Source organism: Bacillus sp. FSL M8-0049 (assembly GCF_038593355.1).
GTDB classification, from domain to species: domain Bacteria; phylum Bacillota; class Bacilli; order Bacillales; family Bacillaceae; genus Bacillus; species Bacillus safensis.
Map to the genome: position 1 here is coordinate 2,208,296 of NZ_CP151986.1, position 12,991 is coordinate 2,221,286.

Sequence of the window (12,991 nt, forward strand, 5' to 3'; positions counted from 1 at the left end):
ACAATAAAGGTATAAGGAAATGCATGTAAATTACAGGAAACAGGCAGGTTGATGAAATATGTCCAATCAAACAAAACCTCCAGCTTATGGAGGGCAGGCAGTTGTCGAAGGTGTCATGTTCGGTGGTAAGAAGAACTATGTGACAGCGATTCGGCGAAAGGAACAGTCCATTGAGTTTTTGAAGCTTCCCCGGACCTCCAATAAACGAACCGCCTTTCTCAAGAAAATTCCCTTTGTCAGGGGTGTTGCTGCACTTGTTGAAGCAAGCGCAAACGGCAGTAAGCACTTAAACTTCTCCAGTGAGCGATATGACTTAGATCCTTCTGAAGATCATACTCTTGAAAAAGAACAAAAAGGCTCGAAATTATCCATGATCTTCGGCATTGCTGTGATCGGAGTTCTCTCTCTACTCTTTAGTAAATTTGTCTTTACCCTGGTACCTGTCTTTTTAGCAGAGCTTGTGCGCCCCATCTTTTCAGGGAATTTCGCACAAATCGCAGTGGAAACATTCTTCAAATTGGTCCTTTTATTAGGCTATATTTACTTTATTTCCATGACCCCTTTAATTAAAAGAGTATTTCAATATCATGGGGCAGAACATAAAGTCATAAACTGCTATGAACAGAACCTTGACATCACAGTGGAAAATGTCCAAAAGCAGTCCCGCCTGCATTATCGATGCGGCAGCAGCTTTATTTTATTCACTGTCATTGTCGGGATGTTCGTCTATTTACTCGTACCGACAGATCCTTTATGGGTGAGAGTTCTGAACCGCTTGGCACTTATTCCGGTTGTTCTGGGCATTTCATTTGAAGTGCTTCAGCTCACGAACAAACTCCGAGAAGTGCCTGTGCTTAAAGTGCTTGGCTATCCTGGCCTTTGGCTGCAATTGCTCACAACAAAAGAACCTTCTGACGATCAAGTCGAGGTAGCCATTGCAAGTTTTAATGAACTTCTTCGTTTAGAGGAAGCGTCACTGAAACAAGCGTCAGATTCTGCTCATCAAGTGATCTAACTTATAAATCCGGTAAATTCCTTCGGAGGTGGACAGTTATGAATCGCCGAGTACATCCTGCTTTTACCATTATTTTCGCTTTAGGTGTTTTGGGGTTTGTGTACTTACTCACAACGAACCCAGGCAGACTTTTTACCTTGCTGCTGTCTGTTGTGATCGTTGGAGCGGCTCTATTTTTCCTATTTAGATGGCTGATGAATCGAAGAACTGGAACAGAGGGTAATCTTTATCGTAAAGCAGTCAAACAATCAAAACGTCGCTACCAGCAGCCTAAGCCAAAAACGAAAAGCCAGATGAAAAATCGGGTCACTCATCTGCGAAGCGTGCCGACTGACCACAAGTCTAAGCCCGTCCTTCTCAAAAAGAAAAGCCAAACACATTTGACTGTGATTGAAGGCAAGAAAAACAAAAAGAAGAATCGCGCCTTATTTTAAAATGTCCAGCTTTTTAAAAATTGCTCGGCCTTCTGTCTGCCTAGATCGACGAGCGCCTTTTTCTTTTCTGTCATGAGTTGAAAATCAGTGGCAATGACGTGTTCTACAGGAATAAAAATAATATGACGTTCGTGTTTTGTGGCGATATGTCTTTCGTCATGAGCACCACGCATCGTTTCAAAAAGAGCGCCAAACAGTTCAAACGCATTGCGGATGGAGTGTTGAGGGCGTTCTTTTTCGTTTGGCGTTAATGTGACACCGACGAACGGTCTTTTTTTCTCTTCAGCAAACAGCCAAATTGGAAAATTGCTCAGCACTCCTCCATCTACAATGGTACAAATGCCTTTTGAAGACTTCAGTTTGACAGGTTCGAAAAAATACGGCAGGCTGCAGCTCATTCGAATAGCCCTCGCCACGGAAAACCGCTCTGGATTTAAGCCATATGAAGGAAGGTCGTCTGGCAGCACAAGGATTTTTCCATTCGTTAAATCGGACGCAACAATTTTCAACGAATCTTTTTTGAGATCTCCAAACACGGTGACCCCTTTTCGTTTTAGCACATCGGTCAGCCATTTTTCCAGCCGGTCTCCTTTATAAAGACCGAGACGCCAGTAAATGGATACCCACCTGAGCATTTTAAACGGGATGAATTGACATCTCCTATCAAGCAATTGATGCTCATCCATTTCATCTAAAAGCGTTCGAATTTCCTGGCTTGTAAAACCTGCTGCGATGAGTGAAGCAATGATTGCTCCAGCACTTGTACCAGCAAGACGGACAAATTGAAATCCTCTCGCTTCAAGCGCTTCATAGGCACCTGCAAGCGCTGCCCCCTTAATGCCTCCACCTGAGAACACACCATCTATCTTCATCAAGGAGCCCCCTTTGATTTCACGCTAATAATAGTGTAGGAGCTTTTGCTTTCAATTAGAACTTTAATCAAAAAGGACACCCATGCTGAGGGTGTCCTTTTTGATTAAGATTCTTGATTTGTTTGTTCGTTTTTCTTTTGAATCGCTTTCAGCTGAACAGATCGCTCATCGTTTTCTTCAAAAAATTGAACGAGATCGCCGATGCGGTCAATGCTGTTCCAGCTGAGATGATGTTCAATGCCTTCTACATCATCATAAATTTTCTCTTCATCTACACCAATGATTCTTAAAAATTGCTCTAGCAGTTCATGTCTGTATACGAGACGTTTTCCAATTTTTTTGCCTTTCGGGGTTAAAATTAGACCACGATACTTCTCATAAATGAGGTATTCATCTTTATCTAGCTTCTGAACCATTTTTGTTACAGAGGAGGGATGGACAGCGAGTGCTTCTGCAATATCAGAGACTCTGGCATATCCTTTATCTTCTATCAGCATATAAATTTGTTCAATGTAATCTTCCATACTAGGTGTAGTCATAAAACCCCTCCATAATGCACCTTTACTTAATAATCAACCCAATTCTACACCATCGTTCATTAAAAAACAAGGAGTGTCCATCGGCTTAACGCTTGTAATTCCAATCATCTGAGGCATATTTCGTTTTGGCGAGATGATGGACAAACGCTAATTCTTCATCTGTCAGCTCATAAGGTTCAAGCTCAATATTTAATCCTTTTTCAAACCCTCTTTTAAACGCAGCACGCGCATCGTCTATTGTACATGTTCGGTCTGAGATTTCATTGATGGCAACCGCTTTGTTTTTAAAGCTTCGCTGCATCCGCTCTCTCACCCGGTCGTTTGGATAAAGGAACAAATCGAACAATTTGTCCTCATCAAGGTCAATTAAAATAGATCCATGCTGGAGAATGACACCTTTTTGTCTCGTCTGAGCACTGCCCGCTACCTTTCTGCCTTCTACAACAAGCTCGTACCAAGAAGGGGCATCAAAGCATACAGATGATCTTGGGTTCTTTAAGCTTTCCTTTTCTTTATCTGTACGAGGAATGGCAAAATACGCATCGAGTCCCAGCTCTTTAAAGCCCTCTAAAATGCCTTCTGAAATAACGCGGTACGCCTCTGTCACCGTCGCTGGCATTTCTGGATGTTCCTCTGACACAATCACGCTGTAGGTCAGCTCCTGGTCATGAAGTACTCCCCGTCCTCCGGTTGGTCTGCGGACAAATCCAAGACCATATCGCTTGACGGCTTCTAGGTTGATTTCTTTTTCAACGTTCTGAAAATACCCAACAGATAATGTCGCCGGATCCCATCCATAAAAGCGGATAACAGGCGGGATGAGCTTCTCGCTATGCCAATAAAGCAAGGCTTCGTCCATTGCCATGTTAAAGGCAGGGTCTTGGTTTCCTGAATCAATGAAACACCATTTCTCTTTTTGCATATAAAATCCCTTCTCTTTTACGTAGTCAATGTTAGATGATGGTGGTGACCACCGGTTTTCTCTCTTCATCAGTCTATCAAATAGGGACGGAATTGAAAATAATTCTTACCATTTATGATGACAAGTTTCTTATGCTTTACTATAATAGTATTTGTCTAAAACGTACCATCAGACAGGCTACTGTGCTGATGCTCAAGAAGGAGTCGAGTTGTATTGTCAATATTCAACTATATCGTCCTCTCACTTTGTGGACTTTTCGTTCTTTATTCCATCGGCAGCTACATTTATCAGCAGCGCATTATGAAAACGCTGACGGAAGAAGAATTTATTAAAGGTTACCGCAAAGCCCAGCTCATTGATGTGAGAGAGCCAAATGAGTTTGAAGGCGGACATATTTTAGGGGCAAGAAATATCCCCCTTTCCCAGCTAAAGCAGCGCAAAAATGAAATACGTCCTGACAAGCCTGTTTATCTCTATTGTCAAAATAATTTTAGAAGCGGAAAAGCAGCTCAAACTTTACGTAAAAACGGCTGCCGTGAGATTTATAATTTAAAAGGCGGTTTTAAAAAATGGGGCGGCCGCATTAAAACGAAGAACTAACTAAAAAGACTCTGGGAGCATGATTCCCCCTGAGTCTTTTTTCTTTATTTTCTTTCAAAAACGAGAACTGGATTCCGTGCGGCCTTTGTTTCATCCATACGTTTGACAACCGTTGTATGAGGCGCTTCCTGCACCACTTCAGGATTCTCTTCTGCTTCTTTCGCTATCTGAATCATTGCTTCGATGAATGCATCAAGTGTTTCTTTTGATTCTGTTTCAGTCGGTTCAATCATGATACATTCCTCTACATTGAGCGGGAAGTAGATCGTTGGCGGATGGTAGCCGAAATCAAGTAATCGTTTGGCAATATCCAGTGTCCGCACACCTAATTTTTTCTGACGTTTACCTGAAAGGACAAATTCATGCTTACAGTGACGATCAAACGGCAAATCATAATGAGCACTTAAGCGGCGCATCATATAGTTCGCATTTAACACGGCATTATCGGTTACAGCCTTTAAACCGTCTGGCCCCATAGAGCGGATGTACGCATAAGCTCTGACGTTAATGCCAAAGTTGCCATAGAATGGCTTCACGCGCCCAATTGATTCTGGACGGTCATGATCAAAGTAAAAACGGCCTTCCTTCTTCACAAGCACTGGCTTTGGCAAATAAGGAATTAATTCCTTTTTAACGCCAACAGGACCTGAGCCAGGACCTCCGCCTCCGTGCGGGCCTGTAAAGGTTTTATGAAGATTTAAGTGGACAACATCAAATCCCATATCTCCTGGTCTTGCTCTGCTTAAAACAGCGTTCAAGTTGGCTCCGTCATAATAAAGCTTACCGCCAGCTCCGTGAACGATTTCAGCCATTTCTAAAATATTTTCTTCAAAGAGGCCTAGTGTATTCGGGTTTGTAAGCATTAAAGCAGCTGTTTCTTCATTAACAACGCGGCGTAAATCTTCTAAATCAACAAGCCCGTTTTCGTCAGATGCGACGGTAATGGTTTCAAATCCAGCGACTGTCGCAGATGCCGGGTTCGTTCCATGAGCAGAATCAGGCACAATGACTTTTGTACGCTGATGATCTCCCCTTGCTTCATGATACGCACGGATCATCATGAGTCCCGTCCACTCGCCATGTGCTCCTGCCGCAGGCTGTAATGTCACAGCGTCCATTCCCGTAATTTCTTCAAGATGTTCACCTAAATCGTATAGTAATTCTAATGCACCTTGCACAGTGTCTGCCTCTTGTAGCGGATGAACCTGTGAGAACCCTGCAAGCCGTGCAACCTTTTCATTAATCTTTGGATTATATTTCATCGTGCATGAGCCAAGAGGATAAAATCCGGAATCAACCCCATGATTGCGTCTTGATAATGCTGTATAATGACGCATAATATCAAGCTCAGATACTTCAGGAAGCTCAGCATCCTCATCACGGATGTACGTCTCATCAAATAAAGACGGGATCTCCTGTTCAGGTACATCTAAATCAGGCAGGCTGTACCCAATTCTTCCTTCTTTAGATAATTCAAAAATAAGCGGCTGATCTTGTTTATTCATGGCGATCCCCCAATTCCTTGATAAACGTATCAATTTCTTCTTTTGTTCTTAGCTCTGTCACGGCTACAAGCATGTGCTGCTGAAGCTCTGGGTAGTCTAGCCCCAAGTCGTAGCCGCCGATGATTCCTTTTTCAAGCAATCGTTTATTGGCTTCTTTCACAGGCTCCTGTAACTTGATCACAAATTCATTGAAATGAGCTCCTTCTACATCCGCCTGCAGTCCATATTTTTCTGCCTGCGTCTTGGCATAATGGGCTTTTTGCACGTTTTGATAGGCGATATCTTTTATGCCTGTTTTCCCTAGTGCCGTCATGGCAACAGAAGCAGCTAATGCATTTAATGCTTGGTTTGAGCAAATATTTGACGTCGCTTTATCTCTTCGAATGTGCTGCTCACGCGCTTGAAGGGTCAGGACAAATCCACGAACACCATTTTCATCTTCTGTCTGCCCGACTAAACGACCTGGCACTTTTCTCATCAACTTTTTCGTCACGGCGAAATATCCGCAGTGAGGTCCGCCAAATGCAGCCGGGATGCCGAACGGCTGCGCATCACCAACGACAATATCTGCCCCGAGTTTTCCAGGAGGCGTCAATAGTCCGAGTGCGAGGGGATTGCTAGAGACAATGAACAGGCTTTTTCCTTTATGCGCAATGGGTTCAATGTCTTTTAACGGCTCGACTACACCAAAAAAGTTTGGATATTGCACGAGAACTGCTGCTGTATCATCGCAGACCGTCTTTTCCAATGCAGCTAGATCTGTTTGCCCTTTTTTCGCAGGCACTTCAACAACTTCAATGTTTTGTCCTTTGGCGTATGTTTTCAGCACCGCTCTTGATTCAGGGTGAACCGTTTCAGAAACAACCACTTTTTTCTTCTTTGTATGTCCCGCAGCGAGCATTGCCGCTTCAGCAAGTGCCGTCCCGCCATCATACATCGAGGAGTTGGCAAGATCCATACCCGTCAGCTCAGCAATCATTGTTTGAAATTCAAAGATCGCTTGCAATTCACCTTGCGAAATCTCCGGCTGATACGGTGTATACGCTGTATAAAATTCAGAGCGTGAGATCACATGATCGACAATGACAGGCTGGTAATGATCATATACACCTGCACCAAGAAACGATGCATAGGAAACTGTATCCTTATTCTTTGCAGCTAGTCGGGATAATTCCCTGACAAGCGCTGTTTCAGATGCGGCTTCTTTGATGTTGTATGCTCCTTTGAATCTAACTTTCTCTGGGATATCTGAAAAAAGCTCATCAATCGACTGAACGCCGATGACATCCAGCATTTCTTTTTGATCTTGCTCTGTTTGCGGCAAATACCTGTGCTTCATCCTCTATTCCCCCTCGTTATTTGGCTCTTTTATAAAATGGTGTTGCGACGATTTTGGCTTTTAGACGTTTTTTGCGAACTTGTACTTCCACCTCTGCCCCAAGCTCTGCCACTGAGGTTTCGATTAAAGCAAGCCCGACATTTTTCTTTAATGTTGGGGATTGAGTGCCCGTTGTCACAATCCCAACCTGCTTTTCTCCTGAAAAGACTGGATAATCTGTACGCGGTATCCCTTTATCGATCATTTCAATGCCGACAAGCTTTCGTTTCAGTCCCTCTTCTTTTTGTTTTTTAAGTGCAGCTTTTCCGATAAAATCAGCTTCTTTATCCGTTTTGACAGCAAAACCAATGCCGCCTTCTAATGGAGAGATATCCTTAGTCAGCTCCTGGCCGTAAAGCGGAAGTCTTGCTTCAAATCTCAAGGTGTCACGTGCACCGAGTCCGCATGGAATGAGTCCTTTTGGCTGCCCCGCTTCTAATAAAGCTGACCAAAGGTGGACCGCATCTTCTGACTGGCAGTAGATTTCAAAGCCGTCTTCACCTGTGTAGCCTGTTCTGGAAACGAGCACTTCTTTATTTGCGACCTCAGCTTTTGATAAAAACGTAAATGGCTTAAGCGATGTCACTTCTTCACCCGCCACCTCTTTGATGATGTCAGCTGCAAGAGGTCCTTGAAGCGCTAGCAAGGCGGTTTGATCAGAAATATTTTTGATCAATACATCATCCTTCTCTTGGTGCTTCAATAGCCAATCCACGTCTTTATCGATATTTGATGCATTGATGACAAGTAAATAGTGATTCTTTTCTTTTTGGTAGACGAGCAGGTCATCTACCGTTCCGCCATCTTCATAACACATGGCTGTATATAGTGCCTTACCGTCTGTCAGCTTAGACACATCATTGGTTAATAACCTTTGTAAAAATCGAAGGGCATCTTGACCTTTGACGTCCACCTCACCCATGTGAGACACATCAAAAAGCCCTGCTTTTGTTCGAACAGCTTCATGTTCTTCTTTAATGGAAGAAAATTGGACAGGTAATTCCCAGCCCCCGAAGTCAATGGTTTTTGCGCCAAACGTTTCATACGCATGAAAAAGCGGTGTTCGTTTCAACATCAATCGTTTCCCCCTTTTTTCTTACAGTGCAAATGCAAGCTGAATTTTCAGAAAAAAAATCACAGCAAAAAAGGACAGAGCGCTCCCTTTTATCAAAAAGAAGTCTCTGTCCTTGCACCTGAAAGTTTACAGCACAATATCCTTGTGCGTTTTCCCCTTTGGTGGTTTGCTAAAACCCTTAAGCAAACACTCTCCAGAGTTGCGTCCGGTAAGAGTACTTTTGCCTGAGAGATTCACTGAATCATTCAGCTTGCTCCTTCGGCGCCTGCCAGTGCAAAATAACCGCCAAGTCTCTCCCCATACCATCATCCGCTCATATTTTTCACATTTATTGGACATACTATCAAAATGGGTGACTTATTTTCTAGATCACTTATCAACATCCTACCATTAGAAATGGATGAAGAGCAACAGAAAAATCATTAACATTTTTAAAACAACCTTTCGATATCGTTCGCTTTTATTCATATATCTAGTCTTTTAGAGACCTCTTAAAAAATGAAGCGTTTAAAAACAGAACAATTTTATCAGACCCTACTAGAAAGAAAGGCAGGCGACCACATTGAATATTCAAACGATTTTTGATCAGGAATGGGCAAATGAATTTCAGCAGCGGCTTTCAGCAGACGGCCCCTGGGCGAACTGGGATATGTATCGTTTAGCGACGCAGGTTCAAAAAGTCACAGCCATTGATTCATTCGAGGGGCTGCAAGCTCCCGCGCACCTGCCTGCATTCACACCTTTAAAGCACCAGCTCGAAGTAGCCAGAAGAGTCGTAGAAGAAATGAATGGGAAAGCCATTCTAGCAGATGAGGTGGGACTTGGAAAAACCGTAGAAGCAGGACTCATTATCAAAGAATACATGATTCGTGGACTTGCCAAAAAGATCCTCATTCTCGTCCCCGCCTCCCTTGTATCTCAGTGGGTACAGGAGCTGCGGACGAAATTTTATATTGATGCTGTTGAACAAAAAAAGAGCTATGTGTGGGAGCAGTGTGACGTTGTCGTTTCCTCCATTGACACCGCCAAAAGACAGCCGCATCGAGACACAATTTTATCGATTGCCTACGATATGGTCATTATCGATGAAGCACACAAACTGAAAAACAATAAAACGAAAAACTATGAATTTGTGAGAAACCTGAATAAGAAGTTCTGCCTGCTGCTGACAGCGACACCTATTCAAAACCGGATCGGAGAAATATTTAATCTCGTTTCCCTTCTGAAGCCAGGCCACCTAGGAAATGAACATCAATTTAAAGATCTCTTTGCCAAAAAGGACTTGCAGCTTGAAGACCATGACCGATTAAAACAGCTCGTCAATAAAGTGATGATTCGAAACCGAAGACAAGACACAGGCATCGAGTGGACAAAACGGCATGTCAAAACGATTTCCATTGATTTCTCTCCGACAGAACAAGCATTGTATGATGAAATCTGCAAGCTGAAAGAGAATCCGTCTTATACAAAGCATATGTTTTCCATTATGACCTTGGAACGAGAATGCTGTTCAAGCCGTGAAGCAGTTTATATGACGATTAAAAAAATGCAGGAAGAAGAAAAGCATATTCTCGGATCTTCTGCTATAACGCAAATCATGGAGAAAATCAATCAAGTGGAGCAAAACTCAAAGGCGCTTGAAGTGGTCAAACTCATTCAGCAGTTAAATGAGAAGGTCATTATTTTCACCGAATACCGCGCCACACAAATTTATTTACAATGGTTTCTACAGCAAAATGGCATCAGCTCTGTGCCATTTCGGGGCGGCTTTAAGCGGGGCAAAAAAGATTGGATGAAAGATTTATTCAGAGAACGGGCGCAAGTGTTAATTGCGACAGAAGCTGGCGGCGAAGGGATCAACCTTCAGTTTTGTAACCAAATCATCAACTACGACCTCCCGTGGAACCCGATGCGTTTAGAACAGAGAATTGGACGTATCCACCGCCTTGGCCAAGAGCGGGATGTGCACATTTACAATATGTCAACAAACGGAACAGTTGAAGAGCATATTTTAAAGCTTTTATATGAGAAAATTCAGCTGTTTGAAAACGTCATAGGCGATTTAGATGATATTTTAACGAGAATTGATATTGAAGATGTCGAAACAAAGTTGCATCAAATCCTCTTCCAGCATGAATCAGGCGGAGACATGAAAAAGAAATTAACCCAGTTTGCTTCTTATTTAACTGAAGCACAAACACCACTTTTAGAAAAAAGACAGCAGGGCTCATAAAGGAGAGTTGATCAATGGAGCAGCATGACATTCACACCTTTCTTCTCCGTTTTTTCAAGGCGAATCAATGCAGCATATTAGAAGAAAGTGCAGGACATATGACCGTACAGCTGACAATCGAAATGGATAAATTAATTATGAACCGTCCTTTTTATTGGCACTGGCTTGAAAAAACTGGCGGTGTACCTGAACCGCGGCAGTTGACATTCATCACAGATCAAAAAAAAGCGGGTGATACGACCAGTGGTGAATTTATCCATTTCGGCTCCCCACGGTTATTTCAAATATTTGAGGCGGTCAAAGAGCAGGGCCGTTTTATCCGGCTGTATGAACGAGTCAGCCCGCTCACGAACAACCAGATCGCCCTTGAGCCATGGCTTGGTCTCAATGTAAAAATCTCTTATCTGGCAGACCGGAAGAAGGATAAGCTTTTATCATTAGGCCTTCATCTCATTCGCGGAGAAGTCATTGAACAATTTCAAGAGAAGCTGGAAGCTCGTGAGCTGTCATCTCAAATTCCCGATTATTGCTTTACGATGAGTACAATGATTAAGCCAGAAAGCGGAATCAAACGGCTCTACAGCCTCATGGAGCGTTATGCCCATGAAGAGCCAGATGACTGGGCAGTGCGAGCCGTTCAAAAATGGAAGGAAGACTCCGAACTTTTAAACCAATTTTATGAAGGGACTTCAGACACATCTGTAGAATATGAAATAGAAAGACAAGCACTTAAAACTTTATATGAACCAAAAATCAGTCTTACGATTGAAAATGGCGGACTTTTTTACTTACAGCAAAAAAGAGGAGGTTGACTCATGGTCCCCCTCCCCTTTTATGTGACATACAATTTTCGATCAGTCTAAAGCAAAGTTTGTCTGTTTGTATTGGGCGGAAACATGACGCAAGCAAACTATGAGGTCTTACCACCTATGTCTTTCCATTTCATGCGTTAAGTGCCTGAAATACATGATTCAGTATTTTAGGAGGGTATTTGTATGGAAAAGAAAACGAACAAATTAGACAGTGAATGGATTCAATTATTACGCGAAGCTCGCAAGGCAGGACTAACAGTTGAAGAAGTCCGTCATTTCCTCAAATCAAATGAAAAGTCCTCTGAGTCTCCCCCTCTGGTAAGAAGTCATTCTATCAAACCTTTCTGAATGTGCTATAATATCGAAAGGAAGGTGATGACATTGATTGGCCAGCGTATTAAACAATACCGCAATGAAAAAGGCTACTCACTATCAGAACTGGCCGAAAAGGCTGGGGTAGCGAAGTCTTATTTAAGCTCAATAGAAAGAAACTTGCAAACAAACCCCTCCATTCAATTTCTTGAAAAAGTCTCCGCTGTTCTGGACGTCTCGGTTCATACACTTTTAAACGAAAAAGATGAAACCGAATACGATGGTCAATTAGATAGTGAATGGGAAAAACTAGTTCGAGATGCAATGACATCAGGGGTTTCGAAAAAGCAATTTCGTGAATTTTTAGATTATCAAATCTGGAGAAAAAAGCAAGAAGAGGAGTAAAGCGCACGTTTTAGCGCATACTCCTCCAATTGCTATGCAGACCTTGATATCAGCCTAAAGACTGGCTTTATTTTTTATCTTCGCTGTGTGCTTTTTCGTTTTCTTTCACGTAGCCTTTTTCATCCGTATGCTTTTTTGGATTGATCGTTAAACCATTCCACTGAGTCGCTTCGAAGGAAAGATCAATTTGAATCGCATCGCCTTGGTATTTATTTTGGATATAGTGACCAGCTTTATCCTTCGTCTGGTCATTGATAAATTCAATGATCATTTCCACTTTATCGTAATCAAACGGATTCTTTGGAATGCCGTCATACTCTGGAGCCACTGTTCCATCAACAGTTGCTACATTAATTTTCCCACTTTCATGTAAAAACTTCTCATCGACGGCATGACGAAGCTTTTCAAATGCGGTCTGATCCTGTTTTGACGTTAATTGATGCAAGTCAAGCAGGTTTGCATGGTCTAAAATAATATTTTTCGGATAACCATTTCCACCTTCGGCTCCAACCGTAAGAACACTCACCTGAAACTGGCTGAGAAATTCTTCAGCTGTATTTTTACCGCCATTCTTCGCGGAAGATCCATCTGTAAACTGGCTATAATCAAGACTCATCAGCACTTGGTTTATCGCTAATGATCCCTTATTATCAAAATGAAATTCTTTCTTGATCCGATCACCAGGTTTTAAGTTCGCAAGGTTGATGGCGCCGGAGTTCTCTTTAGCAGATAAATCCAGCTCTCCTGTTGAGTAGACCGCGTTTGCCTTTTCAATATCATTAAACGCCGCCCATGTTCCCCCGCCAATTAATGCAAGACCTAAAGCCCCTGATAATACACCTAAACGAATTGATTTCTTCATTGCCATGAATAATAAACCCCCTAATTT

Annotated in this window: 14 protein-coding genes and 1 riboswitch; of the genes, 7 read left to right on the forward strand and 7 right to left on the reverse strand. The window is 42.5% G+C overall.

Annotation, left to right across the window (positions count from 1 at the left end; all coding sequences use genetic code 11):
- Positions 1-58 precede the first annotated feature (58 nt).
- Positions 59-1,015 carry a DUF1385 domain-containing protein gene (locus tag NSU13_RS11305; protein ID WP_342489522.1) on the forward strand — a complete coding sequence of 319 codons (957 nt, stop codon included), beginning with the start codon at positions 59-61 and terminating at the stop codon, positions 1,013-1,015.
- A gap of 38 nt (positions 1,016-1,053) precedes the next feature.
- The gene (locus NSU13_RS11310; RefSeq protein WP_342489523.1) at positions 1,054-1,449 is read left to right on the forward strand and encodes an SA1362 family protein; all 396 of its coding nucleotides are present in this window, start codon (positions 1,054-1,056) and stop codon (positions 1,447-1,449) included.
- Here NSU13_RS11310 and NSU13_RS11315 read toward each other — a convergent pair.
- From NSU13_RS11315 to NSU13_RS11325, 3 genes are all read right to left on the reverse strand, one after another.
- Entirely contained in the window at positions 1,446-2,321 is an 876-nt protein-coding gene (locus NSU13_RS11315) for a patatin-like phospholipase family protein (RefSeq protein WP_024422960.1), read from the reverse strand. The two genes, NSU13_RS11310 and NSU13_RS11315, sit on opposite strands and share 4 nt — an antisense overlap.
- 104 nt (positions 2,322-2,425) lie before the next feature.
- Positions 2,426-2,860: a transcriptional regulator MntR gene (gene mntR / locus NSU13_RS11320; RefSeq protein ID WP_024422961.1), complete on the reverse strand. Its 435-nt coding sequence runs from the start codon at positions 2,858-2,860 to the stop codon at positions 2,426-2,428.
- A gap of 85 nt (positions 2,861-2,945) precedes the next feature.
- The gene (locus NSU13_RS11325; protein WP_034280239.1) at positions 2,946-3,782 is read right to left on the reverse strand and encodes a biotin/lipoate A/B protein ligase family protein; all 837 of its coding nucleotides are present in this window, start codon (positions 3,780-3,782) and stop codon (positions 2,946-2,948) included.
- Between the two features lie 219 nt (positions 3,783-4,001).
- Here NSU13_RS11325 and NSU13_RS11330 point away from each other — a divergent pair, with 219 nt between their 5' ends.
- The gene (locus tag NSU13_RS11330; protein WP_024422963.1) at positions 4,002-4,382 is read left to right on the forward strand and encodes a rhodanese-like domain-containing protein; all 381 of its coding nucleotides are present in this window, start codon (positions 4,002-4,004) and stop codon (positions 4,380-4,382) included.
- A 44-nt stretch (positions 4,383-4,426) separates the two neighbouring features.
- Here NSU13_RS11330 and gcvPB read toward each other — a convergent pair whose 3' ends face one another.
- Genes gcvPB through gcvT form a run of 3 tightly spaced genes read right to left on the reverse strand, consistent with a single transcriptional unit; the run spans position 4,427 to position 8,340 of the window.
- Entirely contained in the window at positions 4,427-5,887 is a 1,461-nt protein-coding gene (gene gcvPB, locus NSU13_RS11335) for an aminomethyl-transferring glycine dehydrogenase subunit GcvPB (protein WP_041106844.1), read from the reverse strand.
- On the reverse strand, positions 5,880-7,226 hold the full coding sequence (gcvPA, locus tag NSU13_RS11340) for an aminomethyl-transferring glycine dehydrogenase subunit GcvPA (protein ID WP_046311742.1): 1,347 nt from the start codon (positions 7,224-7,226) through the stop codon (positions 5,880-5,882). Before gcvPA ends, gcvPB begins: the two co-directional genes overlap by 8 nt.
- Positions 7,227-7,242: 16 nt before the next feature.
- Positions 7,243-8,340, reverse strand: a complete 1,098-nt coding sequence (gene gcvT / locus NSU13_RS11345) for a glycine cleavage system aminomethyltransferase GcvT (RefSeq protein WP_342489524.1) — start codon at positions 8,338-8,340, stop codon at positions 7,243-7,245.
- Between the two features lie 202 nt (positions 8,341-8,542).
- A riboswitch (glycine riboswitch) is annotated at positions 8,543-8,649 on the reverse strand.
- 253 nt (positions 8,650-8,902) lie between these two features.
- Here gcvT and NSU13_RS11350 point away from each other — a divergent pair.
- The 4 genes from NSU13_RS11350 (at position 8,903) to sinR (ending at position 12,102) form a co-directional block, all read left to right on the forward strand.
- Positions 8,903-10,573: an SNF2-related protein gene (locus tag NSU13_RS11350; RefSeq protein WP_034280230.1), complete on the forward strand. Its 1,671-nt coding sequence runs from the start codon at positions 8,903-8,905 to the stop codon at positions 10,571-10,573.
- A gap of 14 nt (positions 10,574-10,587) precedes the next feature.
- Positions 10,588-11,385, forward strand: coding sequence for a YqhG family protein (locus NSU13_RS11355; protein ID WP_034280228.1), 798 nt, complete (start codon positions 10,588-10,590; stop codon positions 11,383-11,385).
- Positions 11,386-11,568: 183 nt separating this feature from the next.
- The gene (locus tag NSU13_RS11360; RefSeq protein WP_075623492.1) at positions 11,569-11,733 is read left to right on the forward strand and encodes an anti-repressor SinI family protein; all 165 of its coding nucleotides are present in this window, start codon (positions 11,569-11,571) and stop codon (positions 11,731-11,733) included.
- A gap of 33 nt (positions 11,734-11,766) precedes the next feature.
- A complete protein-coding gene (gene sinR, locus NSU13_RS11365; RefSeq protein ID WP_024422969.1) occupies positions 11,767-12,102 on the forward strand; it encodes a transcriptional regulator SinR in 336 nt (111 codons plus the stop codon).
- Between the two features lie 67 nt (positions 12,103-12,169).
- Here the strand turns inward: sinR and NSU13_RS11370 are convergent, their stop codons facing one another.
- Positions 12,170-12,970 carry a TasA family protein gene (locus NSU13_RS11370; RefSeq protein WP_034280222.1) on the reverse strand — a complete coding sequence of 267 codons (801 nt, stop codon included), beginning with the start codon at positions 12,968-12,970 and terminating at the stop codon, positions 12,170-12,172.
- Positions 12,971-12,991 lie beyond the last annotated feature (21 nt).

What these genes read in the sequence shown, in the direction of transcription:
- NSU13_RS11305 (WP_342489522.1), top strand. Translation starts at nt 59, where the DNA reads ATGTCCAATCAAACAAAACCTCCAGCTTATGGAGGGCAGGCAGTTGTC.
- NSU13_RS11310 (WP_342489523.1), top strand. Translation starts at nt 1,054, where the DNA reads ATGAATCGCCGAGTACATCCTGCTTTTACCATTATTTTCGCTTTAGGT.
- NSU13_RS11315 (WP_024422960.1), bottom strand. Translation starts at nt 2,321, where the DNA reads ATGAAGATAGATGGTGTGTTCTCAGGTGGAGGCATTAAGGGGGCAGCG.
- mntR (WP_024422961.1), bottom strand. Translation starts at nt 2,860, where the DNA reads ATGACTACACCTAGTATGGAAGATTACATTGAACAAATTTATATGCTG.
- NSU13_RS11325 (WP_034280239.1), bottom strand. Translation starts at nt 3,782, where the DNA reads ATGCAAAAAGAGAAATGGTGTTTCATTGATTCAGGAAACCAAGACCCT.
- gcvPB (WP_041106844.1), bottom strand. Translation starts at nt 5,887, where the DNA reads ATGAATAAACAAGATCAGCCGCTTATTTTTGAATTATCTAAAGAAGGA.
- gcvPA (WP_046311742.1), bottom strand. Translation starts at nt 7,226, where the DNA reads ATGAAGCACAGGTATTTGCCGCAAACAGAGCAAGATCAAAAAGAAATG.
- gcvT (WP_342489524.1), bottom strand. Translation starts at nt 8,340, where the DNA reads ATGTTGAAACGAACACCGCTTTTTCATGCGTATGAAACGTTTGGCGCA.
- NSU13_RS11355 (WP_034280228.1), top strand. Translation starts at nt 10,588, where the DNA reads ATGGAGCAGCATGACATTCACACCTTTCTTCTCCGTTTTTTCAAGGCG.
- NSU13_RS11360 (WP_075623492.1), top strand. Translation starts at nt 11,569, where the DNA reads ATGGAAAAGAAAACGAACAAATTAGACAGTGAATGGATTCAATTATTA.
- NSU13_RS11370 (WP_034280222.1), bottom strand. Translation starts at nt 12,970, where the DNA reads ATGGCAATGAAGAAATCAATTCGTTTAGGTGTATTATCAGGGGCTTTA.